24 protein-coding genes and 1 riboswitch are annotated in these 24,632 nt (G+C 39.9%); of the genes, 3 read left to right on the top strand and 21 right to left on the bottom strand.

Going from position 1 to position 24,632, the window contains the following annotated elements:
* Window positions 1–359 precede the first annotated feature (359 nt).
* Window positions 360–599 carry a hypothetical protein gene (locus GJS40_RS01180; RefSeq protein ID WP_040036846.1) on the top strand — a complete coding sequence of 80 codons (240 nt, stop codon included), beginning with the start codon at window positions 360–362 and terminating at the stop codon, window positions 597–599.
* A gap of 409 nt (window positions 600–1,008) precedes the next feature.
* Here GJS40_RS01180 and GJS40_RS01175 read toward each other — a convergent pair whose 3' ends face one another.
* The 4 genes from GJS40_RS01175 to GJS40_RS01160 form a co-directional block, all read right to left on the bottom strand.
* Window positions 1,009–1,626, bottom strand: coding sequence for a CadD family cadmium resistance transporter (locus GJS40_RS01175; protein ID WP_270895498.1), 618 nt, complete (start codon window positions 1,624–1,626; stop codon window positions 1,009–1,011).
* Between the two features lie 72 nt (window positions 1,627–1,698).
* Window positions 1,699–4,089 carry a heavy metal translocating P-type ATPase gene (locus GJS40_RS01170; protein ID WP_270895497.1) on the bottom strand — a complete coding sequence of 797 codons (2,391 nt, stop codon included), beginning with the start codon at window positions 4,087–4,089 and terminating at the stop codon, window positions 1,699–1,701.
* Complete coding sequence (locus GJS40_RS01165) at window positions 4,082–4,450, bottom strand: ArsR/SmtB family transcription factor (protein WP_270895495.1); 369 nt, start codon at window positions 4,448–4,450, stop codon at window positions 4,082–4,084. Before GJS40_RS01165 ends, GJS40_RS01170 begins: the two co-directional genes overlap by 8 nt.
* 348 nt (window positions 4,451–4,798) lie before the next feature.
* The gene (locus GJS40_RS01160) at window positions 4,799–6,028 is read right to left on the bottom strand and encodes an IS110 family RNA-guided transposase (RefSeq protein WP_270895493.1); all 1,230 of its coding nucleotides are present in this window, start codon (window positions 6,026–6,028) and stop codon (window positions 4,799–4,801) included.
* Between the two features lie 590 nt (window positions 6,029–6,618).
* Here GJS40_RS01160 and GJS40_RS01155 point away from each other — a divergent pair.
* Both GJS40_RS01155 and GJS40_RS01150 read left to right on the top strand, forming a co-directional pair.
* On the top strand, window positions 6,619–6,756 hold the full coding sequence (locus GJS40_RS01155) for a recombinase family protein (protein WP_270895506.1): 138 nt from the start codon (window positions 6,619–6,621) through the stop codon (window positions 6,754–6,756).
* 56 nt (window positions 6,757–6,812) lie between these two features.
* A complete protein-coding gene (locus GJS40_RS01150; RefSeq protein WP_270895491.1) occupies window positions 6,813–8,243 on the top strand; it encodes a recombinase family protein in 1,431 nt (476 codons plus the stop codon).
* Window positions 8,244–8,367: 124 nt separating this feature from the next.
* Here GJS40_RS01150 and GJS40_RS01145 read toward each other — a convergent pair whose 3' ends face one another.
* The 17 genes from GJS40_RS01145 to resB all read right to left on the bottom strand — a co-directional run bounded on the left by GJS40_RS01145 (window position 8,368) and on the right by resB (window position 24,549).
* On the bottom strand, window positions 8,368–8,511 hold the full coding sequence (locus GJS40_RS01145) for a hypothetical protein (RefSeq protein ID WP_270895489.1): 144 nt from the start codon (window positions 8,509–8,511) through the stop codon (window positions 8,368–8,370).
* Window positions 8,512–8,768: 257 nt separating this feature from the next.
* Window positions 8,769–9,344: a cob(I)yrinic acid a,c-diamide adenosyltransferase gene (locus GJS40_RS01140; protein WP_270895488.1), complete on the bottom strand. Its 576-nt coding sequence runs from the start codon at window positions 9,342–9,344 to the stop codon at window positions 8,769–8,771.
* Window positions 9,341–9,793 (bottom strand): bifunctional adenosylcobinamide kinase/adenosylcobinamide-phosphate guanylyltransferase, encoded by a 453-nt coding sequence (locus tag GJS40_RS01135; RefSeq protein WP_270895486.1) that lies wholly within the window; start codon window positions 9,791–9,793, stop codon window positions 9,341–9,343. The genes GJS40_RS01140 and GJS40_RS01135 overlap by 4 nt, the downstream gene beginning before the upstream one ends.
* Window positions 9,745–10,356: a histidine phosphatase family protein gene (locus GJS40_RS01130; RefSeq protein WP_270895484.1), complete on the bottom strand. Its 612-nt coding sequence runs from the start codon at window positions 10,354–10,356 to the stop codon at window positions 9,745–9,747. The genes GJS40_RS01135 and GJS40_RS01130 overlap by 49 nt, the downstream gene beginning before the upstream one ends.
* On the bottom strand, window positions 10,314–11,120 hold the full coding sequence (locus tag GJS40_RS01125; RefSeq protein ID WP_270895482.1) for an adenosylcobinamide-GDP ribazoletransferase: 807 nt from the start codon (window positions 11,118–11,120) through the stop codon (window positions 10,314–10,316). The genes GJS40_RS01130 and GJS40_RS01125 overlap by 43 nt, the downstream gene beginning before the upstream one ends.
* Window positions 11,110–11,952 (bottom strand): cobyric acid synthase, encoded by an 843-nt coding sequence (locus GJS40_RS01120; protein ID WP_270895480.1) that lies wholly within the window; start codon window positions 11,950–11,952, stop codon window positions 11,110–11,112. The genes GJS40_RS01125 and GJS40_RS01120 overlap by 11 nt, the downstream gene beginning before the upstream one ends.
* A 2-nt stretch (window positions 11,953–11,954) precedes the next feature.
* Window positions 11,955–12,497, bottom strand: a complete 543-nt coding sequence (locus GJS40_RS01115) for a bifunctional adenosylcobinamide kinase/adenosylcobinamide-phosphate guanylyltransferase (RefSeq protein ID WP_270895478.1) — start codon at window positions 12,495–12,497, stop codon at window positions 11,955–11,957.
* 2 nt (window positions 12,498–12,499) lie between these two features.
* Window positions 12,500–13,570, bottom strand: a complete 1,071-nt coding sequence (gene cobD, locus GJS40_RS01110) for a threonine-phosphate decarboxylase CobD (RefSeq protein ID WP_270895476.1) — start codon at window positions 13,568–13,570, stop codon at window positions 12,500–12,502.
* Complete coding sequence (cbiB, locus tag GJS40_RS01105) at window positions 13,557–14,525, bottom strand: adenosylcobinamide-phosphate synthase CbiB (RefSeq protein ID WP_270895474.1); 969 nt, start codon at window positions 14,523–14,525, stop codon at window positions 13,557–13,559. The genes cobD and cbiB overlap by 14 nt, the downstream gene beginning before the upstream one ends.
* A complete protein-coding gene (locus tag GJS40_RS01100) occupies window positions 14,525–16,000 on the bottom strand; it encodes an adenosylcobinamide amidohydrolase (RefSeq protein ID WP_270895472.1) in 1,476 nt (491 codons plus the stop codon). Before GJS40_RS01100 ends, cbiB begins: the two co-directional genes overlap by 1 nt.
* A 24-nt stretch (window positions 16,001–16,024) precedes the next feature.
* Window positions 16,025–17,062 (bottom strand): FecCD family ABC transporter permease, encoded by a 1,038-nt coding sequence (locus GJS40_RS01095; protein WP_270895470.1) that lies wholly within the window; start codon window positions 17,060–17,062, stop codon window positions 16,025–16,027.
* Window positions 17,043–18,029, bottom strand: coding sequence for an ABC transporter substrate-binding protein (locus tag GJS40_RS01090; protein WP_270895468.1), 987 nt, complete (start codon window positions 18,027–18,029; stop codon window positions 17,043–17,045). The genes GJS40_RS01095 and GJS40_RS01090 overlap by 20 nt, the downstream gene beginning before the upstream one ends.
* 121 nt (window positions 18,030–18,150) lie before the next feature.
* Window positions 18,151–18,329: riboswitch (cobalamin riboswitch) on the bottom strand.
* A gap of 38 nt (window positions 18,330–18,367) precedes the next feature.
* A complete protein-coding gene (locus GJS40_RS01085) occupies window positions 18,368–19,111 on the bottom strand; it encodes a class I SAM-dependent methyltransferase (protein WP_270895466.1) in 744 nt (247 codons plus the stop codon).
* Between the two features lie 18 nt (window positions 19,112–19,129).
* Window positions 19,130–20,908, bottom strand: a complete 1,779-nt coding sequence (locus tag GJS40_RS01080; RefSeq protein WP_270895465.1) for an ATP-binding protein — start codon at window positions 20,906–20,908, stop codon at window positions 19,130–19,132.
* Window positions 20,908–21,624 (bottom strand): response regulator transcription factor, encoded by a 717-nt coding sequence (locus GJS40_RS01075; RefSeq protein ID WP_270895463.1) that lies wholly within the window; start codon window positions 21,622–21,624, stop codon window positions 20,908–20,910. Before GJS40_RS01075 ends, GJS40_RS01080 begins: the two co-directional genes overlap by 1 nt.
* Window positions 21,625–21,700: 76 nt before the next feature.
* Window positions 21,701–22,888 carry a c-type cytochrome biogenesis protein CcsB gene (gene ccsB, locus GJS40_RS01070; RefSeq protein WP_270895462.1) on the bottom strand — a complete coding sequence of 396 codons (1,188 nt, stop codon included), beginning with the start codon at window positions 22,886–22,888 and terminating at the stop codon, window positions 21,701–21,703.
* Between the two features lie 20 nt (window positions 22,889–22,908).
* The gene (gene resB, locus GJS40_RS01065; protein ID WP_270895461.1) at window positions 22,909–24,549 is read right to left on the bottom strand and encodes a cytochrome c biogenesis protein ResB; all 1,641 of its coding nucleotides are present in this window, start codon (window positions 24,547–24,549) and stop codon (window positions 22,909–22,911) included.
* Window positions 24,550–24,632: the final 83 nt, after the last annotated feature.

The raw sequence follows: 24,632 nt of genomic DNA, 5'->3' as shown, positions 1-24,632 counted from the left end.
TCCGCTCCTCATTCTAGAAAGATGCTTTTCAGAAGAAAAATAACCATGATTCTTTCAAAGGGATCGGGAATCTAATCGTTTATGGCCTAAAACCCTGATTTATGTTCGAGGTATGAATAATTCAGGATATAGAAGGTTTGATTTAGTTAGCCAAGCCTAGTTCCTAATTAGCAGAACAAACACCATGATCAGTTTTAGGTCATTTTTAGATCGGGTAAATATTTCAGATGAAATATTATACTTTAAGTTAGATTAGCTTCCTATTATCCTGTTAAATTTAAAATCACAACTTCTAAATGTTCTCCATAAAATCTCGATAATTTTTAGGTATGATTTATTTAAGAAAGGAGATGTAATAAATGAAAAAATTATTAATAGGTATTTTAACCGGAGCCGTACTATTAGGAAGTGCTTCATTTGTTGCGGCCGAATCAAATGGAAGTGGAATCTTAAACTTTGAGGAGATGAAACCACATATTGAAGAAATGCATCCTAATTTATCACCAGAACAGCAGGAAGAAATGTTCAACAACTGTCATGGCGAAAATGGTATGATGCAAAACAATACTGAATTCCGTGATACGATGCATGATTTATAGTTTAAAGAGGTGTTCCCGTATGGTTGGGATGATGAGTATGAAGGTTCATGGGTTACTGGGATGGATACTTAACCTTGCATCCATCGGTATTGTTGTGTATTATGCCACCAAATTAGCATTGAAAAATAATCATAAAAATTAATAGTAACTTACAATCCCTTTTAAGTGGTAAATGTCCCCTTAGTTGGACGACAACTAATTGACCATTTAGATAATAATAAAGAAGCCGCCACCCTTTGATCTGCTAAATCAAAATAAGGGTGACGGTTCGCTATGCAAAGTAAATACATTTTTGTTTATCCAGAAATAATTCATTCAGAACAACATTTTCATGCTAACTAAAAATGCCAGCAGCATTCTCGGTATTTTTAAGATGTTTGATTTCTAGGATTAAAATTTGCCCCATTTGTTAAATTAGGAATGAAAATAAAGCGTTGAATGTACCATTCTCAAACATGATATAAATCCCTAGCCCTATAAATACAATAGGGACAATCCAACGTTCATATTTCTCAATTTTTTCTGATACAAAATCCAAAGAAGCTAAGCGATAGCTGACATAACATAGAACCCCAACCATAATGAAGAAGACAATACTAGCAATAAGTATTTCAACCGTGTTTAATACCGTGAAATAAGGTATATAAATAGAAAAGTCATCTGCACTGGAAGACAGCACAATAAATATGACTGTTATATACAATTTATTAAACCGATTTGAGGAAAATAAAGATAATATATTGCTTTCATCTTCATCCTCCTCTCCCTTGATCCAAATCTTAATCCCCAGATAAAGTGGAATAAGCCCTAGAAGACCTAAAACCCATTGCTGAGGGATTAACCATGTAATACCTAGAGCTACTAAAAGACTGGCAGCTATAATAATTGCCGTACCTATATATTGTCCAATCCATATATGTTTCGCTTGTCCTTTTTTTATTTGTGAAAACAAAAGGATTAAAATAATAAGATAATCAATCCCTGTTGCTACATAAACTGCAACCGCAGTAAGTGCCGTTGTAATCATTTTTTTCATCTCCAATATTTCAGGATTGGGCTTTTCAATAAGAAGAAAAGCCCTTAGATTATATGTTAATATTTATTTCTCTTTTACTCGCATAAGTCGTAAACCATTTAACGCAACTAAAAGAGTTGCTCCCATATCAGAAAGGATGGCAATCCAAAGTGTTAACCAACCGGGGATAACCAATAACAAAGCAATGAATTTGATAGCGAGTGCAAAGGTAATGTTTTGCTTAATTATGGTAAGAGCTTTTCGACTTAATTTAATGGAGAATGGAAGTTTTCTTAAATCGTCTCCCATTAAAGCAACGTCTGCCGTTTCTAGTGCTGTGTCTGTACCAGCCCCACCCATCGCAATTCCAACGGTAGAAGCAGCTAATGCAGGAGCATCATTGACACCATCTCCAACCATTGCTACGTTTCCGTATTTAGATCTCAATTTTTTGATAAATTCTAATTTGTCTTGTGGCAATAGTTCTGCCTGAATATCCGTTACCCCAACATGACCTCCAATAGCATCTGCCGTTCCCTTGTTGTCTCCCGTAAGCATAATGGTTTTTTTAATTCCAAGTTGATGTAACTTTTGAATAACTTCTTTACTTGATTCACGTACTTCATCAGCTACTGCAATGACAGCAAGTATTTCTTTTTCAGTTCCAACCACCATTGCAGTTTTACCTTGATTTTGAAGGGCTGTAACTAGTTGATCTTGTTCGTTATTAAAATCAACTGATAGATTCTCAAATAATTTTGGATTTCCAATGTAGTAAGTCGTACCGTTGATAGTCCCCTTAATTCCTTTTCCTGTGATAGAAGAGAAATCATCCACGATTACATGAGTGTAGGAAATGTTCTCCTCATCTGCTTTTTTCATAATAGCTGAAGCTAGAGGATGCCCGGAACGATATTCTAATGCAGTAATGATAGACAACATATCTTCTGCATTTACCTGATTGTTCAACATTTTAAAATCTGTTACAACTGGAACTCCTTTTGTAAGTGTACCCGTTTTATCAAAAGCTATTGCTTTTAAAGCACCCATTTCTTCTAGATAAATTCCGCCTTTGATAAGCACACCTTTTTTAGCTGCATTTCCAATTGCTGAAACAATAGAAATAGGAGTTGAAATAACTAATGCACAGGGACAACCAACGACCAATACTGCTAGCCCTTGATAAACCCAAGTTCCCCAGCTGCCACCAAATAATAATGGTGGTACTACAGCTACCAGCCCTGCGATAATCATAATAATAGGCGTATAATATTTTGCAAATTTATCTACAAACGCTTGAGAAGGCGCGCGTTCCCCTTGAGCTTCTTCAACAAGGTGAATGATTTTGGAAATTGTTGTATCTTCAACAAGCTTTGTTACTTTAACCTCAAGTATTCCCTCTTCGTTTAATGTACCTGCAAAAACTTCATCATCCACTGTTTTCTCAACTGGGACTGACTCGCCTGTAATAGTTGCTTGATTAACAGCCGAGTAGCCATTTACTACTACACCATCCATAGCAAGCTTTTGACCGGGTTTCACAATCATAATATCGCCAACAGCAATATCATCAACATGAATCATCATTTCTTGCCCATTTCTTCTAACAAGCGCCTCTTTCGGAGCAATATCCATTAAAGATCGAATTGATTGTCTTGCTCGGTCCATAGAGAAACGTTCTAAAGCTTCACTAATTGCAAAGAGAATAACAACAATTGCACCTTCTGCCCATTCTCCAATAATAGCTGCTCCAATAATAGCCACTGTCATAAGAGTTTTCATGTCAAATTCAAAATGTAGTAAGTTTTGAAACCCGACTTTAAAGAGTGAATATCCCCCAATAACGATGGCTGCTGCAAACAATAGGGAGGTAATAATATTTTCTTCCCCATTAACAAACTGAGAGATATAACCAAAAACGATTAATAAAGAAGCGTATAGTAATGTGCTGTGTTTTTTATAAAATGGCTCTTTTTCTTCTTTAACCTCTTGTTTCTCTTCCCTTAATGGTTTATCTGGAGCGACTTTAAGGTTTTCAAAAGCACCAGCTTTTTCTAATTCCTCGATAGTTGTATTCCCATATACCTCAATTTTAGATGCACCAAAATTTACTTTTGCATCATGAACCCCTGATAATTTTTTTACATTCTCTTCGAATTTACCCGCACAATTGGCACACGAAAAGCCTTCAACCCGATACACATTTTTGTCCTGATGAACAACAATTGGTGCTTGCCGTTTTGGTTTTTCAGGCATTACTTTAAGATTTTCAAAAGCTCCTGCTTTCTCTAATTCTTCAACCGTTGCATCACCATATACGGATATTTTAGATGCGCCGAAATTTACTTTTGCGTCTTGCACATTGGGTAGTTTCTTAACATTTCTTTCAAATTTCTCTGCACAATTAGCACATGAAAAGCCTTGTACTCGATAGGAAGTCATTTCCATTTCTGATCGTTCGGCCTGTTCAGACATTTACCTCCACCTCTTTCTTATGTGTTAATGCAATCATCATAATTTGTTTGATATGTTCGTCGTTTAATGAATAAAAGGAAAGCTTTCCTTCTTTTCTATAGTTGACAATCCTTTGCTTATAAAGTGTTCGTAAATGATGAGAAGCATTAGCAACTGTAACACCTAAGATATTAGCTATATCACAAACACATAGTTCATCTTCCCGACACAAAGCATAGGTGATTTTTGCTCTATTTTCGTCGGCAATTGCTTTTAACATCTGAGAAACACCTGAAATATCTGTTGTTTGTAGATCACCCTGTATTCGATTAACCTTTTCCTCGTCATAACAAAAAATTTCACAAGTATCTTTCTTATTCAAATCATCACCTCATTCAAGTATTTGCTTGATTATATAGTAACTTTTTTCAGTAAAACATTCAAGCATATACTTGAATGAAATAAAAAAGAAATGGGTTTTTTCCAAATCTAAAAAGTACTTCTTCAATTTCCCATTTAAGTCAAACAATCACATAAGGTCCCATTTCTCTTATCTAGTATTTCATTGTAATATCAGTATGAAGACCTGCGGTAATATGTCAAGTTCAAAATCGTAGCAAATGAAGTTGTCAAAGGTCTTTTTTGCTAAAAAAGGCCGCAAGAAACTAGACCAGCAATAAAATGGTAATTACTGGTAATTGACAGAGGGTATGCTATGACGGATTTAGCGTCATACCTTTACACCCCTCTCTGGCGAAAAGAGTTGGTGATTACGTAGTAGCGCATCCACCAATCGCACTAGTTTTCTTGCAGTCAGCACGAGAGCTCGTTTGTGTTGATGTTTCGGTACTTCTCCGAATTTTTTCGCGTAATATACTTGGTATTCCGGTACTTGCCTGCGTACAGAGTTGGCGGCTTCAACTAAGTAATACCGCAAGTACTGGTTGCCTTGACGCGTAAGAGAAGTATCCTCCGCTGTAAATCGGCCGGATTGATGGGTTCGCCAATAGAGACCGGCATATTTTGCTATTTTTGTCTCATCGTCAAATCGCTCAATTTGACCAATTTCGGCGATAATGCCGGCGGCGAATACTGGACCGATGCCAGGAATTGATTCTACCGTTTGTGTAAGACCAGCCATGATTCGTTTAATCGTCTTATCAATCTCCTTCACCTGGCGTTGAAGAGAGCGAATGACTTCAATAGAAGTCCCTAACAAGACATCCAGTGAATCCTCCACGACCTTGTCTAATCGATAAGAGGAACGAACAGCTCGCTGAATGGACGCAGCGACAGCTTCTGGATTCGGAAATCGATTTTTTCCGTGTACCTGTAGAAATTCTGCTAGTTCTTCCAGCGGTAGCTGAGCTAATTCTTCTAAGCTGAATTTCTCTAGAAAAAGCTCCATCATCGCATGGCCAAATACGGAAGAATCTACCTCTTGGGAGAACGTATTGCACTTAAAACTTAAGTGTTGAAGGAAGTGTTGTTTCTCCTTTGTCATCGTTTTGATGAGATGATAACGAGACCTGGTCAGCTGCTGAAGAGCGACATATTGGCTCTCTTTGACGATTGACATCGTATTACGACCAAAGCGCATGTAATCAGCGATCACAAACGCATCGATCTCATCGGTCTTATTCATATCACTGTAGCTCTTTTTAAAGTTTGCGATTTGCTTAGGATTCATCACAAATACTTTCGCACCAAGGGCCTTCAAGTCAGCATCGTGATGTAAAAACATCGATGGATGAAAACTGTATACGGACGTCGATTCTAGACCGATCTTTAGGATGTCAACCTCTGTATCGGCGGTCAAATCAAGTAACCGTTCTTTTAACTCTGTGGCCCCTGGCAAGTCGTTAGATACCGAAAAGGTATCCACTCTGGCACCGTCTTGATCGAGCACGCACACTTTCATATCAAAGGAACTAACGTCTAAACCTACAAAAAATCGCATGGGGAAAACCCTCCTTTCGTTTTAGAATCATTGGGTTTTTCTTTGGACGCCTCGAGATATCTCTAGTGTGAACGCCGATCAACAACCTCGTGTATCAGAGTTCGACCTGCATCGAAAGCCGCCCCGAGGCTACTATCACCCGGGTTCGAGTAGCAGGAGACTCAGCCTGCGAGTAGGGAGTGCCGCACGTACACTGAGAAACAGTCTTCACTTGTGGTCATGCCACAGGAGGAGAAAGAATTGTCCCAAATGATCCTAAGACCATTATCTAGAAATATCTAGAGACATCTAAGAAAAACCTTTATGAAAGACTCTCAAAAAGTTTGAAGTTTTTCGTGTCATGCTGTTTTTAGCAGTTGGCATACACGAAGACTCCTGCGGGAAAAGCAACAGCTGAAGATCCCGCAGTGAGCGTAATTTGCTCACGAGGAAGCTGAAGCGTTGCCCGCGGAAAGCGAAGTGTATGCCAACTGCGGCGGTACTAAGAACCGCCCCTAAAGAAAGGAAAATTAGCTCTTCAAAAAAGGGCTTAAACATAATATACGAGACCTCGTGTAAGCACAGAAGAACAGGCAAAAGAAGGTTTTAGTATAGCCGCGCAACTTCAAACACTTCGGCAATATGCTCAAATTTATAACTGGGAGGTGATTGATGAATATGTCGATGAAGGAATTAGTGGTAAATCCGTAAAAGGACGGCCTGAAATGAAAAGACTAATTAAAATGTAGAGAATGAGAGATTTGATGCTGTAATAGTTTGGAAAATTTCCCGACTTTCAAGAAATATGCTAGAAACACTCATGATTCTAGATAAGTTTGAAAAATACAACGTGAAATTTATATCCTACTCAGAAAACTTTGATACCAGTAGTCCTATAGGTCGTTTAGTACTTCAAATTATGGCCTCAATCGCTGAAATGGAGCGAAATACATTAGCGGAAAACGTTAAGCTTGGGATGAAACAGAGAGCTTTGGAAGGGAGATGGAACGGCGGGGTTGTATTTGGATATGACACTGTTAAGAAGGAGCTAGTTATCAATGAAAAGGAAGCTGAAGTAGTACAGTTAATCTATCATATGTATGCAAATGGCAAAGGGCTAAGAGCGATTTCTAACCACTTAAATAAAGCTGGATATAAAACCAAGCGTAATCGTTATTTCTCCATCAATGGAGTAGCACAAATCCTAGACAATGTAATATATAACGGTAAAATCAGTTGGCTAAAATTTGAAAATTGGGATTCCAAACGAAGAAAAGGGAAAAATCCAAATCCTATTCTTGTAGAAGGAAAACATGAATCTATTATTTCGGACGAACTATGGAGCGTTGTACGAGCAAGGAGAAAAAGTAAATCATTTAAGCAGCGTCAATCAAACGAACCATTTTTACTTAGTGGCCTTTTACGCTGTCCTGATTGTGGTCAAGGAATGGTTCCGTCAATTACAACACATACACGAAAAGATGGGACGAAACGAAAACATCGTTATTACGTCTGTAGCGATTTTCATAACAAAGGATCTGCTGCTTGTAAAGCTAATTCCATTAAGGCATATAAAGCAGAAGAAACGGTTATCAAGAAAATTGAACATTTTAGTTCTAATAAGAAGAGATTATATAAGACGATCACTGACATAAGTTCAAGTTCTGCTCATTCGATAAGTAAGCTTAACAAAGAATTAGAAAAGATTGAAATACGATTAAAAGAGATTGAACAATTACAGGCAAAGTATATGGATGCCTTTGAGAAAAACACTCTCCCTGTTGATATTCTACAAGAACGGTTACAAAAGGTCTCGAATGATAAAAGGGGGTTAGAACAAAAGAAAAATGAGATTATAATACAATTAGGATCTATCGATTCAAAAGTAATCCAACCAGATTTGATTGAAAATTTACTGAAAAAATTCTTATCAGTATATAGGAAGACATCTAGGGAAAATAAAAAACAATTACTTCAGTTGTTAATCGATAATATCTCAATCAAGCAAATAGATAAATCTAGAACCATAAAAAACATAGAACTTGAATTTGATTTTACTGAACTGAATATATCGAAAACCTTTATACTAATCCACTTGTTGTATCGAGAAACGGATAATGAACATACATTTTCAATACCCGCTTCCGATAAAGAATTACCACCTTATCTACAACAGTTTTTGCCTCTATTTGTGGTACGGTTCACCTTCTTTTTTAAAGCATCATTCGTCGCATGAAGATAGAATCGCTCCAAATCTTCTATTCAATTCCAATTTTAACCTTCTTGAGACCACTCCTGATGAGATTGTACGAAATAAGAGGCTGTTTAATAAGTCCTGAAAAATAAATCGAGCGTTCCTTTCAACAATCATTTAGCGCTGAAAAAGGTGCCATACATCGTGCATGGATTGCTTTCACAATGGTGTTTGGATCGAAACGGTGCCATAATCCGTTCATCGCTTGTTTCCACAAACTATTTTTGAATGAAACGGTGTTATGAGCCATTCATGGCTTGCTTCCATTAGCTATTTTTATATGAAACGATGGCATGACTATCCATGACTTACTTCCATCAACAATTTGGTGTTGGAAACATGCCTATTCGGCCAAGAGGCGTTTAGAGAAGCAATTTTTGATGAAGAGGTAACAAAAAATGTCCAAAAAGTCATCAATCATGACTTTTTGGACAGCTCCTTGTTTCCACAATATGATGAAACATTGGTCTCACACTTAAAGAGAGTGATTACTGGAGTTTTGTCCCTTTATTTTTTGTCTTTTCTGGAACGAAAGACAATCGCGCTACGTTCATACTCTACGTCTTTTACTTTTTCTCGATGATTGGCCACACGGGCGACGGCGAAAAAGTAATCAGATAAACGGTTTAAATACTTAAATACGTGTACGTTGATGTCTTCTTGTTGCATCAGTTCCGAACAGCGTCGTTCAGCTCGGCGACAAACGGTGCGACAAATGTGCAGTTCAGAAGCAACCGGCGTCCCACCTGGTAAAATAAATCGTTCTAATTTCGGAGCTTCTTGAATGTATTCATCCATTCGTTCCTCTAAAAACGTGATCATTTTTTCCGTCACTTTATATTCCTGATTTTCCCGAATATTCGATAAATCACTGCCGCAATCGAATAATTCGTGTTGAATGTTTATCAGTTCCGGTTTAATATCAGGAAATGTTTTTTCATCCATGAGAGAAATCGCTCTTCCGACAAAACCATTTAGTTCATCACACGTCCCGTACGCTTCTACCCGTATATCATGCTTTTCTCTCCGACCACCAATTAAACTTGTTCTTCCTTTATCCCCAGTTTTCGTATATAGTCTCATGATTTTCCTCCTTTAATTGTTTGGGCAAGACCAAACCATACGATCGTAACATCCGTCGCTTCACTAACGCATAATTGCAACAAGCGACCGGTTTCATCCCGCCATTTTCTTTCCTCTTTGTCCATCGGTACTAACCCTTTTGTAATATCGGTGCCAATGAGTACGCATTGGCGCTTATCATCGGCTTTTTCCCACGCCAAAAGCGGCTCCACATATAGATGAAAAAACTCCTTCGCACTCCCAGTCTCTTCTCGCTTTAAAAAATGTCGAAGGGCTTCTTCTATTCCTTCGATGACAATCATGAAGTGAGAACGGTCAAATGAGAAATGAATCGGGCAAGTTTCTTCATAACAATTGAACCAAAGGGACTTGTCTGTTAACTGAGAAGAATATGTTTCTTTCACCCACACTTTTTTTCCGTTATATGCACCTCCCGTAACGACATGCATTGCCATTCTCCTTTCTTTCGTACAAACTTTCCACATATCCCACCGCCAAAAGGAAGTTTCCAAAGTTTCTCTTCCGCTATCAAGTGATTCCCAAACAAGCGGCACCATTCACGAATCCAACCACTATGGGTCACAATCGCAACGGAAGTTTCTTTTGTCTCTTCCATCATTTTTTTCCAAATGAAACGAATCCGCTCATGAAAAACGGAAAGACTTTCTCCACCGGGCGGGGCGGTGGCCTGTCGGTGATCTAGCCAAGTTTGATACTCACTATCATCTTTTAAGTCGTCATAGGTTTTTCCTTCAAAATCTCCGAAGGAAAGTTCTCTCAGTTGCCAACACGTCGTGACAGAAGCTTTAGGAAACATAACCGTCGCTGTCGTGTAAGCTCGTTCTAAATCACTACTAAACACGGCTTTTATATGCTCCATCCCATTTCCCTGCTTCAGTCGCTCTATTTCGCTACACAGTATCGGGGGGTCTAACCAACCGACGTATTGCCTTTTCACATTCGCTTCTGTCATCCCATGACGAAGGAAATATACAGTACGCTCACGAACCATAACCCGGTTTCCACCCCCTCCACAAAAGCACCTAACGTATCTCCGTTGATACCGCCAAAAATTCGTTTAAAAAATACATAAGCGAACAGAAAAGAAGCCACCGTAGTAGTCAGTAAGACGAGGATGAATGGGAAAACGTCCTTCCCGCTAAAAAAGATAAATAGAAACAAAACAAAAACGATAAGAAATAGTACGATGATAGGATCTCTTCTTTTTTTCTGTGCTTGAAAATATGCTGCCAATCCGTCTTTTTTGGCAAGCGGTGCTGTTATTAGTAAATACGCCATTCCTCCCCGACTCAAAAAAGGAAGCAATAATAGAGCGAAAAATAAAAAATAACGAGACGACTCAACCACATATAAAATTGCTACAAATCGTCCGAGTAAAAGTAATATCGTCGACCAAACCGCAACGCTTCCCGCGCGACTATCTTTCATAATTTCAAGGCGCTCTTCTTTCGTGCGCCAAGAACCGAGAGCATCACTAACATCCATCCAACCATCGAGATGGAGTCCTCCGTGGGATAATAACAAACATGCCATGATGAAAAAAGCGGTCAGATAACTCGGGAAAGAAAAAAACGTCAACAATCCACCTGCTAATAATGACACAATGACTCCAATCAATAAGCCACATACAGGAAAGAAAAAAATCGCATAACGAGACGTTTGTTCTGTCCATTGGGCTTGTTTGGACGGATAGATCGTTAAAAAAGCAAGTGCGACAAAAAAACCTTGTAACACATATTTTCCTCTACTTTGCATGTTTTTCCTTCTCCAAACTTTGCAGGAGGAGATCGATGTCGAGATAGTTTAACATCGCATTGCCAAGTTGGTTCAATCGATGTTCGCGGTCTTCACTGGAAGCCGGCAAAGAACCATCTGTGAAAGAGTCTTCTTGTTCGAGAGGGATATGAAAATACGGTAACACCCCTAAAACCGGTACATTTGTATATCGTTCTAACCAAGTGACGCCGCTTTCAAATAATCGAGGCTCCCCCCGAAAACGATTGACAACGATTCCTTTTACACGTTTTCGATGCATCGGTGGTAATAGAGATAGCGTTCCAACGATGCTGGCAAATATCCCTCCCCGTTCAATATCGGCAACAAGTATTGCATCCGCTTCCGCTAATTCCGCACTCGCTAAATTGGCAATATCTTTGTCCATTAAATTCATCTCCGTTGGACTGCCAGCTCCTTCCATCACTAACAAGTCGTGTTTTTTCGCTAATACTGTTAACGATTCACGCACCGCTTTTTTAGCTCTTTCATAATAATCAGTGTGATAATCTTCTGCGGTGAAAACTCCTTTCGACTCTCCTTGAATAAAAACTTCTGATCGCCTTTCCCCAAGAGGTTTTAGCAAAACAGGATTCATATGAACTGTCGGCGAAACGTGACACGCTTCCGCTTGGATTGCTTGAGAAATACCTATTTCTCCTCCATCCGCTGTGTAATATGTGTTTGAAGACATATTTTGTCCTTTAAAAGGGGCAACGTTCCACCCCCGATGTGCCAGTGCCCGGCCTAAGCCTGTGGCGACATAACTTTTTCCAGCATTCGAAGACGTACCCCACACAATCAGTCCTTTCAAGTTCATCTCCCTTTCCAATAAATCGGCACGCCATGTTCCATTTGAATGGCAACATGAGCTTTCTTCACAATGTACTGATGTATTTCTCCAAGTAACTGAACGTATTGTCGTACCGATTCCTCTTCTGCTACTGGCTCGTGAAAAAGATCATTACTAATGATAAACAGTTCGCTACAATGACGATTGAGTTGGTCAATCGTTTTCATCATTCTTTCTTTCACAGCGGCTGTTTGCACTTTCTCAGACGATTGAAAAAACATTTCATTGCTTAGCCATGTCGTTAAACAATCTAAAAAAACAACATCTGTTGGAGCAATTTCGTGTATGAGCGACAGCAAATGATACGGCCGTTCTAATGTGTGCCAATCTGCTTCTAACGCCCGTTTGTGTTGATGATGAGCAATTCTTTCTTCCATTTCTTCATCCGTTTTTACAGCGGTCGCAATGTATATTAACCTTCCCTCGTCTCGTTTCTTTTTTACAGCTAACGATTCCCCGTAACTGCTTTTCCCACTTCGTACTCCGCCACAAAGAAACGTAAGCATCGCTAATTCCACCTCGAAAGCACGTCTAACAATTGCTCATTTTCTTTTCTCGTTTTTACTGCGAAACGAAGATAACGTCCTTCTAAACGAGGAAAATGATACGTGTGACGAGCGTGAATTCCTTCCTGTGCTAAAAAGCGGAGGAGCGGTTCTACGTCTCGATTGTCCACGTGTCGAAGTAAATAAAAATTGACAGCTGATGGGAAAACGTGAAATGTTCCTAACTTTTCAATTTCACTATGTACTCTTTCTCTCTCCACATGAATGCGTTTGGCTGTGTCATTGACGAAATTTTGTTCTTGAAGCAAGGTAACGATCGCTTTTTCCCCGAGGCTATTTACATTCCAAGCAGGTAAAAATGATTGAATTTGTTGAATGAGAGAGCGTTGTCCAAACATGTACCCGATGCGAAGTCCGGGAATGGCAAACATTTTCGTCATAGAACGTAAGACAAGTAACGGATAATCTTTTTTTACATATGGAAGAAAAGAAAAAGGTGTCACTTGAAAATCAAAAAATGCTTCATCCACAACGACCGTCATATTTTTTTCATAACAAAAAGTGAGAAAAGAATCTAAAGTGTTCGGCGAAATGGTCGTGCCAGTCGGATTGTTTGGGTGACAAAACCAAATTGCATCCACATCCTTCGCTACTTTTTCCAAATCTTCCACCGTCCATTGCCACATCGTTTCTTCCGTTGTAACATAGCTTTTCACCCGCGCGTGGTTCGCAGTTAAAGCAAGGCGGTATTCGGTAAAAGTAGGCTCAATCAGAAGAACGGTTTGATTCGTAAATAGTCGTGCCGTCGCATAAATAAGTTCCGCTCCACCGTTACCAGGTAGCACTTCCTCTTCCGTGACACCGAGATGTTTCGCAATTTCCTTTTTTAACTTTGTTTGTTTCGGGTCTGGATAAGTAAAAATAGACGAAAGCCACTCTTTCATTTTGTCTAACAAATAAGGTGGCGCTCCATATGGATTTGTGTTGACACTAAAATCGATGACATCTCTTCTATTCGTTTGTAATTTTTCTTGCAGTGCTTCATTCATCGCCCCATGTTCAGGCCAAGACATATGTGAATCCTCCTACGATGAGCCATGTAAAAATGATAAAGAAACGTATCGTGTCTTTCCAAACGGTTAATCCTTCTTTAATTCGTTCCTTCGTTAACGGTCGATTCCCCTTTCCTAAATAAGGTCGCTGTACTAATTTGCCGTGATACACGGTCGGTCCTCCTAAGCGGATATGTAAAATAGCTGCCATCGTTGCTTCCCCATACCCGCTATTTGGACTCGCATGTTTTTTCGCATCTTGCTTGACCACTTGCCACATTTCTTTCAGTGAAGCATGCCTCACTTTCAAGGAAACAACCATCATAAAAAGGGCTGTCAAACGAGCTGGCACATAATTCAACACATCGTCCAGTCGCGCTGCAAACTTTCCGTATTGATGCCACTCTCTCGTTTTGTAACCAATCATCGCATCCGACGTATTGATATAGCGGTAAAAGAAAGCTGCTACCCCTCCACCAAACAATGCATAAAAAAGCGGTGCTGTCACACTATCGGTAATATTTTCTCCAGTACTTTCCACCGTGGCCCTCACAATCTCCTCTTCGCTCATTTCCTTCGTATCCCGGGAGACGATCATCGCTGTTTGCTTTCTTGCACGAGCGATGTCTTCTCTTGCTAGTGCTTCATAAATCGACTCCGCACTAGCGATCATGCTTTTACTTCCAATCATGCCCCAAATCATGATAGCTTCAAAAGCAATTCCTAACAAATGATGAAGGTCATATGTTACGAACGTCAAAGCGTACACCATTCCAGTGAGTAAAAGCGCAGGAACAAGCGTCGCAACCACGCCTTTCAACGTTCGAAGCTTTCCTTTATTTAAGTGTCGCGCAAAAAAAGCAATCGTTTTACCAATAAAAACAACCGGATGAAAACGAACCCGCGGATCTCCTAGCCATTTATCTAACAAATATGCAATGGTTATACTGTATAAATGGTAAAAAATAAGTTCCATTATGTCGTCTCTTTCTGTCTAATCTCATCGTTTGTTAACGTTTCACTTACTGCATCGTAAACTGCTTTGGCCACTTTTTTTCCTAATGGAGAAATCGTTCCTCCGTATTCGTGAGTTGGATCGTCACCAGAAGCGGCGACTAAGACACTATCTGTTGACGTTCCTGTAGCTATCGTTTTTGTATCCGGATCAACAACGCCTTTATCCATCATTGCTTTTGCTTTTGCTTCTGTTGCGGTCATTAACACTTGGGCAAAGGCCGCTTCCGTTAACGAACCTTGAATAAATATCCAAATGTTAATCGTGCCAATGGTTACTGGAAGTGAAGTTTTTTCGTAAGCCAAAGACGCATCTACCGCATTTCCCGTACCTGCCGTCGCATAGACTAAAACTGCTCCGTCTTCATCAACGCGCCGTTTCATCTTCCCGCCATCTAATTGTGCTGCCGTCATCATCCCGGCAGTATCAGCAATATCTATCTGCAGCTTTTTTAAATACGTACGATATTCTGACGCTGGATCATCTGCATTGTAATGTTTGTCCACATGGCGATTGATAAAATGGCGATGCCAACCGAAACCGGCGCCAATGACCGCGGAAGAAAGAGTCTTCCAATAAAAAGGGGACCGGATGTGGACATAGTCTTCACCAGTCGTCACCTGTAAGGCATCGATAGGTGATGAAGAATGAGAAGAAGACATGGAAGGAACGAGAGTAATTAACGGCGTCGGAACAATCGGATGTTCTTTCCGAAACAATTCGGTCCGATACACTTCTTCCAATAACGGTTTATTCATGACATACGCTGGTTTATCAAGGGCTTTTTTCTCCCCGTCTTTTAAAAGTAAGACCCGATCACTGTACATTGCCGCCATATTCAAATCGTGTAATACAGCGAGCACCGTTAATTTTTTTGTCTTTGTCCATTTTTTTAACGTATTTAATAAACTGATTTGATATGAAATATCTAAATGGTTCGTTGGTTCATCTAACAACAAGATGAGCGGTTCTTGAGCGAGTGCTCGGGCTAGAAGGACGCGTTGCTTTTCCCCACCGCTTAACGCATCCATTGTTTGATCTTGAAATTCATACACACCTGTATCTTTCATCGCCTCTTCGATAATTTTTTCATCTTCGACTGTTTCTTGATGAAACCATCCTTTTTGGTGGGGATAGCGACCTAACGAGACGATTTGTCGAACGGTATAAGAAAAAGCAGACGTGGAATGTTGCGGCAAGACAGCGACTTTTTTAGCTAGTTCTTTTTGGCTATATTCATGAAGAGGACGCCCGTCTACGTAAATCTCCCCTTGATCATAAGGTAATGCCCCATAAATAAACTTGAGCAAAGTCGACTTCCCGCTACCGTTCGGACCAACAATACTAAAAATTTCTCCTTGACGAATATGAAAACTGATATTTTTCACAACCCATGTTTCTCCATAGCCACCGCTAACATCTTTTAACTGTAACATCTATGTTCTTCCTCTCTTCGTAGTTTAAGAGAATTTTTTTCTTCTTTGTCGGTATAAGAGGACTCCGAAGACAGGCGCTCCAACAATGGCCGTAATGACTCCGATCGGCAATTCCGTTGGTGCGACAATCGTTCGAGCAACTACATCCGTCAGCACGAGAAAACCTCCACCGATAAAAAGAGATAAAGGTAATAAAGTACGATGGTCTGGACCAGCAACAAGTCGAACGAGATGAGGAATAACGAGTCCGACAAATCCAATCGAACCGGATACAGCGACTGCAGCACCGGTAAGTAATGAAGCACCGGAAAGAATCATCAATCTTCTTTTATTTGGGTCTACTCCGAGAGTCCTTGCCGTTTCCTCCCCAAAAGCAAGTGCATTTAACTCTCTCCGATTCAAAAACAAAAGAAAGAGGCCAAGAATGAAAAATGGAATAAATAGAAAGACATATTCCCAACCTCGCATTGCGACACTTCCCATTAACCATGACAAAATTTGACGTAATTGTTCACCGGTTAACGCAATCAGTAACGAAATAAGCGACCCTAAAAAAGAACTAATAATAATTCCTGCTAAAATAATCGTTTCAGTCGATAATGTTCTTTCAATGAAGCGAACAAAAGTTAAAATAAACAGCAACGTGAGAAAACCGGCAATAATACTGACAATCGGAAGAGTAAACGATCCAAGAAACGGAAGCGAAACACCGAGAAAAATAACGAAAACAGCACCGAGCGATGCGCCTGAAGAAACGCCTAACGTGTAGGGATCAGCTAGCGGGTTTTGTAGTAGCCCTTGAAAAGCGGCTCCTGCCATTGCAAGGGCTGATCCGACCATGGCAGCAAGAACAACCCGAGGAAGACGAATGTTTAAAACAATCGCCACTGTTGTGTCTTCCACCTCATTGGATATAGGGAATTGCCACATCGAATTCCAAATCACATGGGCACTCGTTGATAACGGGATAGATACACTTCCAATAGAGACACCAAGCACGATGCTAAAAAGGAAAAATAGAATGGCAACCAAGTAAGCAATACTATTCTTCACGGAAAACATCTGGATACACCGAATCTGCTAATTCTGTAATACCTTGAATTAATCGCGGTCCCGGACGACTGACAATATCTTCAGAAATTTGATAAATCTCTTGATTTTGAACCGCTGGTACTGTTTCCCATCCCGGCCTACTATTAATTTCTGCAATGGCTTCGTCTTCCGTCATTCCGTAAGCCATCGTTAAGATAACATCCGGTTGTAAAGAGACCGCTTTTTCTTCACTAAATTCCAGCCAACCTTCCTGATCCCCGGCTGCATTGTAAGCATTGATTGTTTCAATCATTTCGTGCATAAAGGTCCCTTTTCCGGTCGTCCATATGGAAGGAGCTGGTTCAATTTCAATCCAAACGGTCTTTTTATCCTCTTCCTCTATTTGCGCTGCTTTATCTGCGATCGCTTGAACATTCTCTTCTATTTCTTGAATGATGGCGTTTGCTTCTTCTTCCTTATTTGTCGCTTGACCGATCATTTTCATAGATTCATAAGCGTCTTCAAAAGAATTCGCTTCGTTCACAATCAGCACATTCGCGCCATTGTTTTCAATTTGTTGGAAAGCATCTTCATATGTTTCGGCAGATGACGCATGAGCAAGGACAAGGTCCGGGTTAAAGGCAATGACTTTTTCTAAATCGAAATCTAGCCCTCCGACCGATGGCTTTTCTTGTGCTTCTTCCGGATACGTACAAAAATCAGTCACCCCGACAATGCGATCGCCTAAACCAAGGGCATAAGCAATTTCCGTATTGCTCGGCATGAGACTGACAATTCTTTCTGGTTTTTCTTCAAAGGTGATGACGTTACCAAACGAATCGGTAACATCCACCGGATAATAGCTATCTTCTTCCGATGATTCCGTCGTTGTCTCTTCGGCCAATTCTTGATCTGAGTTCGTGTCTTCTGCAGTATGACAAGCAGTACATAGAAGGATGACCGTAAAAGAGAGATACGAAAACAACCATTTTTTCATTCAAAAACTCCTCTCTACTCCAATAAAAAATGCTCTCCTTCTATAAAGGAGAGCAGACTTGTCCAAGCAAAACAAAACATGTGTCTCTATGGTAGACAAATCGGCTTCTCCTTTTCCTCGAAGGGTTGACCGACGAAAGGCAGGTCTCCTGGCTCACGTCATTCCCTTATTCGCCTTCCCGTTTTACACAGTGGCCAATGAATAAGGTTAAAACGTTCACAGTGGCGGGACCGCGCCGGATTTGCACCGGACTTCCCTTTTCACATGCACAATCGCATGACCTTTCGCTTTTTTAATGGTATTTGTTTGTCAGTCGTTGTCTATTATACACGAATTATTCAAGACTTGCCATTCTCTTTCTTTTGACATATAAAAATTTGCCGAGGAGAACGGTTTGTATCGTAAGAAGAACAATCGTAATCACCGAAAACAAATTTTAACGTAAAATGATTTCGTTCCAACATCTCAATCAGTTGCTGTTGGTCATACAATTTCACCCGTTCCATATATTCTCGTTGTGAATCTCCTTCACGAATAGTAATTTTTTTAAATACGTATCCACTATTCACTTCTCGCTGTTGTTTAATCAAAAGACCATCCTTTTCAATGTTATCTTCAGGAACGAGGGTATTTTTGACATAAGTTGGATTCAAATAATCAAATACGAACCAACCATTTTCTTTTAATGCCTCACAAGCTTTTGTAAAAACGAGTTCATTTTCTGCGTCATCTGTAAAGTATCCAAAACTTGTAAACAAATTAAAAGCCCCATCGTATTCTTGGAGAAGAGGAATGTTGCGAATGTCTCCTCGTTGATATTGGACAGGAATGCCTTCCGTGAGTTCAATTGCTTTTTTTAATAAGGCAGAAGATAAATCAATGCCAGTGACATAAAATCCTTTCCGTGCCAGCCAACGAGCGTGTCTGCCATTCCCACAACAAAGATCTATCACTTTCATCCCTTTTTCTAACGGTACGTATTCCATGATTTCCCTTAATTCATTCGCTGCTTTTCCTTCATCACGGTGATCGTATACACGCAAGTAATCTTCTTGAAAATGTTCTTCAAACCAAGAGTTCATCCCATCGCCACCTTGTTTTTATGATTTCTGTTCTTCTTTTGTAGCAGGAAGAAAGAAACGAAACAATGCTCCTTCTCCTAATTTACTATGGACAGAAATTTCTCCTCCGTGTGCTTCTACGATATTTTTTGCAATTGCAAGCCCAAGCCCCGTTCCTCCGTTTGAGCGCGTTCGTGCTTTGTCTGCTTTGTAAAAACGTTCAAACACGTAAGGTAAGTCTTCTTCTGGAATGCCTGTACCGTCATCTTTGACACTCACTTTTGTCCCTTCTTTTTTCGCTTCAACGGTAATGCGAACGGTACCGTCTTTATCCGTGTGACGAATGGCATTATGAATTAAATTAGTCATTACTTGTTCAATACGGTCTGGGTCTAGAAACTGGATAGGTTCTGTTCCAGTGGTCGTGATGGATAGTTCTACTTCGGCTTCTTTCGCCAATCCTTGAAACTTTTTATATACTTTGTTCGCTAACGCATGTATATCTGTTTTTTGTTTATCTAATTGAATATGACCTGCCTCCATGCGAGCAATATCCAAGAGCTCGTTTACGAGGCGATTCATGCGCTTTGACTCATCATAAATAATTTTGACGATTTCTTTCATCTCTTCTTCACTTGTCGCCATGTCATCAATGATTGCTTCACTATATCCTTGAAGCATCGAAATCGGGGTTCGCAACTCATGGGAAACATTTGCGATAAAGTCTTTCCGCAGTTTATCATGCTGACGTTCTTCCGTCATATCGCGAATCACTGCAACGACGCCGCGAACGAAATTTTGATCATACAGTGGTGTCATCAAAATGGCATAACTACGACCTTGAATATCCATTTCAGCCAACTGTTCTTTTTCTTGAGCGACGACGTGTTGAAATAATTTTTTTAACTCTTTTGGAAGGGAAAGCTCGTCATAATCTTGGTGTTCATATCGGTACATTTCAAGAAAACGGTGTGCCGGTGGGTTCGTGACAATAATTGTACCTTTTCGATCAATGGTAATGACACCATCGGCCATACTGCTTAAAATACGGCTCAACTGTTCTTTTTCTTGGTTCAATGCTGCAATGTTTTGATTTAATTCCCGTCTCATTTTGTTAAACGCAATGCCCAATTGACCGATTTCATCATTGGTTAAAATCGGTACTTTCGTATTAAAGTCCCCTTTGGCCACGTTTAAGGCTAATTGTCGCATTTTTCTTAACGGAGCAGTGACACGAGAAGATAAGAAAAAAGCAAATACAGTCGTTAATATGATGGCTATTCCAGCAGATAATAAAATGATTTGCTTTGTTTTTCCTGTTGTATTTTCAATAACAGATAACGATTGATACAAATAAATCGAACCATTATCTCCATTGACTAATTGATAGGGAAGCCCGACAATAAAAATTTCAGCTTGAAGTTCCTCTCCGTTATAATCTAACTGGGTAACGACCCGATCGCCATTTTCTTGAACGGAAGACAACTCCTCATGTTCCCGAAAAATTTCCAATGGCAATGAAGTCCCGGCATCTAACTCATTCGAAGATTGCCATTCTTCGTCATTGCGAATAATCACCACTTTTGTGTTGTAAGTATTGGCAATTTTTTCGATCGTCTGTAACGCCACCGATGGATCGTCATACTCTTCCAATACGGAAACAACCACATTTGCATGGCTCATCAGCTGCTGTTCTGCTTCTGATTTATGAAATTGTTCAAAAAACTGCAGCAGTAAAAAAGTCAGAAAAATCAGCACGACAGCAACGAGTAAAATAATTGTTCCCCAAAGCTTCCCAACAACACTTCGCCATAACATTAGTCATTCACGACCTCAAATTTATAACCGACACCCCACACCGTTGTAATCATCTCAGAAGCTTTTTCCGATGCGCGACTAAGTTTTTCCCGCAAACGTTTAATATGTGTATCAACAGTCCGTAAATCACCAAAAAAGTCATAGTTCCACACATCTTTTAAGAGCTCTTCTCTTGAGAAAACTTTATCCGGTGATTTCGCTAAGTATAACAATAACTCATACTCTTTTGGGGTTAAATTAATCACTTGATCATTCACTGTCACTCGATGGGCGTCGTTATCGATCGTTAAGTGCGGAAAGACAAGCACATCTTTTGCTTGGGTTTCTGTTTGTAAAAACTTCGTCGTTGAAGAGCGACGTAGTAATGCTTTCACACGTAATACAACTTCCCGTGGACTAAATGGTTTCACGATATAGTCGTCTGTTCCCACTTCAAACCCTTGTACCCGATTGGATTCTTCTCCTTTCGCAGTCAGCATAATGACCGGTGTTGCCTTTGTTTTCCGTAATTCCTTACATACTTCGATTCCGTCCATCCCCGGCATCATTAAATCCAACAAAATGACATCATAATCCTTTTCTAATGCAAGCTTCAAAGCGTCTTCCCCATTTTCAGCCTCTTCCACTATATACTCTTCTCTTTCCAAATACATTTTTAACAAACGACGGATTCTTTCTTCATCATCCACAACAAGTATTTTTGTATCTTGAGACATACAACAACACCCTCCATTTTTCTTCTTTGCTTTAGTTTAGTAAAGAAGCTGTCCCGCAAATAGGAACAGCTTTCGCTTAAGCATATGAATGCAAGCCTGCAATGACTAAGTTTACAAAAATAAGGTTAAACATAATAATCGCAAATCCAATGACACATAACCAAGCAGAACGTTCTCCGTGCCAACCTCGCGATAGACGTAAATGAAGGTAAGCGGCATAAAAGAGAAATGTAATTAAAGCCCATACTTCTTTCGGGTCCCATCCCCAAAACCTTGTCCACGCTATTTGGGCCCAAATCATTGCAAAAATAAGCCCGCCAAGGGTGAAAATAGGAAATCCGATCGCAATGGCGCGATAGCTCACTTCATCAATGACAGTCGGTTGAATTCCTTTTAAAAATGGCTGTAATCTTGCTCCGATCGGCTTTCTTAAAAGGAGCCGCAATAGAAAGTATATAATAAGTCCTGTAATGAGAGACCAGATCACAGTGTTTAAATCATCGCTCCGAATCCAAGCCGGCGCGTTGATGAACGGACGCATGACCCCACTTGTTAAAAGTTCACCTTCATTAGGTCCAATCAGTGCTGGTAAATGATACGTCATCTCATCAGATTGTCCGTTTTCGTCGATATATTGAAACTGAGCAGTATAATTCATCCATTGGAAAATGTAACGAATGAGGATATAACCTAATAAACTTGTCAGCGTGTAAATAATGAATTCAAACCAAAAAACTTTTTTCCCTCGTTGAGTAAAGTCAAGCGTCCGCGCTAAATAAATGAAACCTGCCGCGGCACCAACCGATAAAATTCCTTGTCCTAAAACCGTAGTGGACACATGAATAGCGAGCCAGTCACTTTGAAGCGCCGGAATTAACGGTTCTACTTCTGTTGGGAATAACGATGCGTAGGCAATTAACAACATGACTACCGGCAACGTAAACATTCCGAGCACGTTTGTTTTATAGATAAGATACAAAATAATGAAGGCTAAGCTCAGTGTGATTGCAAGTGCCGTTAAATATTCAAACATATTACTTACCGGCGGATGCCCTGCTGCAATCCATCGTGTAATAAAGTAACCTAATGCCGATATGAACCCAATGGTCGTGACGATAAAACCGAAAAAGCCCCACCGGTTTCCAGTCATAGCGCCATCTTTATCTCGCCATTTTTTTCCTGTAACCGATACAGCGAAAAAGATTGTCCCGAGGAGATATAAGATAAACGCTATGTATAACAATGTTCGACTGATTTCAACCATCTTTTTCCATCCCTTTCATCTTATTCCTTCTCCTTTTGTTTCTCTTTTTCTTCCAATCTGTCTTCCGGCATTTGAATCCCTGCTTCTTCTAATGCTTGGAAGTCTCTTTTTAATGACTCCCATTGTTTATTTGTATATCCTGCTGCCCATATTTCTCCATGTATTCGTTGGAGCCAGATACGACGATGTGACCAATAGGAACCTTGAATGAGTCCAATCATAAATATCACACCACCGAGTATGATGAAAGGAAGCGTTAAATCTTTTCTTACCGTAAGTCCAGTGACATGTTTCGTCTCGATACCTGCAAAGCTCATTTGATAGTCGTTTTCCTTGAAGATATCTTCATTTCGTTGAATTCCAACAAAGCTGTATTCTCCTTCTTCCGGATGTTCAGGAGAATACATTCGGAAAATAAAAGCCGGATTATCTGGAATGCTAGAAATCGTCGTTGGTTCCCCTTCTTCATTAAACGTAAAGTTTGGGAAGTAGGAATCAATCACTACTCTATATCCATTTCCTAAGTCGTACTCTTCTTCTGGCTGAAATAAATCAATTTCAATTTCTCCTACGCTTTCTCCCGTTTCACGATGATCTAAAGTAAACGTCATTTTATTTAATTCGTTCAATTTATAATTCAGCTGATAGAGAGAAAAGTTGTCAAAAGTGAGCGGTTGATTCACTCGTATTTCATGTGTTTTTACTTTTTCCAACTCAGGCTCTTCTCCAATCGTTCCGCCATCCACTCTTTTATAAAGAACCGCATTCGTTTGAAAATTTTTGATAACCGGTCCTTCCGTACGTTCCAAAGCATCTAAAAAAACTTCATCTGTATTTTCTTTATCATAGATATCGACAATAAATTGTTCATTTTCTAAGTAATACTCCCCACCCGTGCCCGGGATCGCTTCAATTTCTCCTTCTCTCACCCACACGAGATCGTCGACATACATGCCGGGGAAGAAACGAAGCATGGCACCAAAAAGAAAGATAATAAGTCCAGTATGATTCACGTAAGGACCCCAGCGGGAAAAACGACCTTTTTCTGCTAATATATGACCGTTTTCTTCTCTAATTTTATACTTACGACGTTTTAAAAGTGAACGCGCTTTTTCCATCGTTTCATCGATGTTTTCGGTCTTCGTTTGTCCAAATAAACGCTGCCTTTTTAAAAAGTTTTCATTTCGTGTAACTCTTTGATTCTTTAAAACACGATAAAGCGGTACGCCTCGGTCAATACTTGCTACAATGATGGACACACCGAGGGAAGCAACGAGTAACATATACCACCAAGAACCATATAAATTATGGAATCCGAGCGTGTAATACAATTGACCGAAAATCCCGTATTCTTCACGATAATATTCAGCCGGGTCCACCGTGTTCGGTATGTACAATTCTTGCGGGAAAATGGTCCCGATGGAGGAGGCGACCAATGTAAGAATAATAAGCCATACGCCTACTTTTACAGATGAAAAGAAATTCCATATCTTATCTACAATCGTTTTGTTATACGTCTGTGACCGTCTAGCCACTCCATCGTACCTCATATCTAAAAGAGTGGATGACTTCTCCTCGTCTTCGAGCGGTTTTCCACACGCTTCACATAATTTCGTCCCGTATGGATTTTCATGACCGCATTCACACTTGATCTTTTCCATGGAGAACACCTCTATACTTTCCACCATAACTACATTCATTATAACGTTTATACTTAACCATTAACATCTTTTTTTTATGAAAC

Source organism: Aliibacillus thermotolerans (genome assembly GCF_027853235.1).
GTDB classification, from domain to species: domain Bacteria; phylum Bacillota; class Bacilli; order Bacillales; family Marinococcaceae; genus Aliibacillus; species Aliibacillus thermotolerans.
The sequence above is the reverse complement of the archived record's forward strand: the minus strand, read 5'-3'. Positions and strand labels throughout refer to the sequence as shown.

Coding starts and splice junctions, on each gene's coding strand:
- GJS40_RS01180 (WP_040036846.1), top strand. CDS start 360: ATGAAAAAATTATTAATAGGTATTTTAACCGGAGCCGTACTATTAGGA.
- GJS40_RS01175 (WP_270895498.1), bottom strand. CDS start 1,626: ATGATTACAACGGCACTTACTGCGGTTGCAGTTTATGTAGCAACAGGG.
- GJS40_RS01170 (WP_270895497.1), bottom strand. CDS start 4,089: ATGTCTGAACAGGCCGAACGATCAGAAATGGAAATGACTTCCTATCGA.
- GJS40_RS01160 (WP_270895493.1), bottom strand. CDS start 6,028: ATGCGATTTTTTGTAGGTTTAGACGTTAGTTCCTTTGATATGAAAGTG.
- GJS40_RS01150 (WP_270895491.1), top strand. CDS start 6,813: ATGCTAGAAACACTCATGATTCTAGATAAGTTTGAAAAATACAACGTG.
- GJS40_RS01145 (WP_270895489.1), bottom strand. CDS start 8,511: ATGGCTCATAACACCGTTTCATTCAAAAATAGTTTGTGGAAACAAGCG.
- GJS40_RS01140 (WP_270895488.1), bottom strand. CDS start 9,344: ATGAGACTATATACGAAAACTGGGGATAAAGGAAGAACAAGTTTAATT.
- GJS40_RS01135 (WP_270895486.1), bottom strand. CDS start 9,793: ATGCATGTCGTTACGGGAGGTGCATATAACGGAAAAAAAGTGTGGGTG.
- GJS40_RS01130 (WP_270895484.1), bottom strand. CDS start 10,356: ATGGTTCGTGAGCGTACTGTATATTTCCTTCGTCATGGGATGACAGAA.
- GJS40_RS01125 (WP_270895482.1), bottom strand. CDS start 11,120: ATGCAAAGTAGAGGAAAATATGTGTTACAAGGTTTTTTTGTCGCACTT.
- GJS40_RS01115 (WP_270895478.1), bottom strand. CDS start 12,497: ATGCTTACGTTTCTTTGTGGCGGAGTACGAAGTGGGAAAAGCAGTTAC.
- cobD (WP_270895476.1), bottom strand. CDS start 13,570: ATGTCTTGGCCTGAACATGGGGCGATGAATGAAGCACTGCAAGAAAAA.
- cbiB (WP_270895474.1), bottom strand. CDS start 14,525: ATGGAACTTATTTTTTACCATTTATACAGTATAACCATTGCATATTTG.
- GJS40_RS01100 (WP_270895472.1), bottom strand. CDS start 16,000: ATGTTACAGTTAAAAGATGTTAGCGGTGGCTATGGAGAAACATGGGTT.
- GJS40_RS01095 (WP_270895470.1), bottom strand. CDS start 17,062: ATGTTTTCCGTGAAGAATAGTATTGCTTACTTGGTTGCCATTCTATTT.
- GJS40_RS01090 (WP_270895468.1), bottom strand. CDS start 18,029: ATGAAAAAATGGTTGTTTTCGTATCTCTCTTTTACGGTCATCCTTCTA.
- GJS40_RS01085 (WP_270895466.1), bottom strand. CDS start 19,111: ATGAACTCTTGGTTTGAAGAACATTTTCAAGAAGATTACTTGCGTGTA.
- GJS40_RS01080 (WP_270895465.1), bottom strand. CDS start 20,908: ATGTTATGGCGAAGTGTTGTTGGGAAGCTTTGGGGAACAATTATTTTA.
- GJS40_RS01075 (WP_270895463.1), bottom strand. CDS start 21,624: ATGTCTCAAGATACAAAAATACTTGTTGTGGATGATGAAGAAAGAATC.
- ccsB (WP_270895462.1), bottom strand. CDS start 22,888: ATGGTTGAAATCAGTCGAACATTGTTATACATAGCGTTTATCTTATAT.
- resB (WP_270895461.1), bottom strand. CDS start 24,549: ATGGAAAAGATCAAGTGTGAATGCGGTCATGAAAATCCATACGGGACG.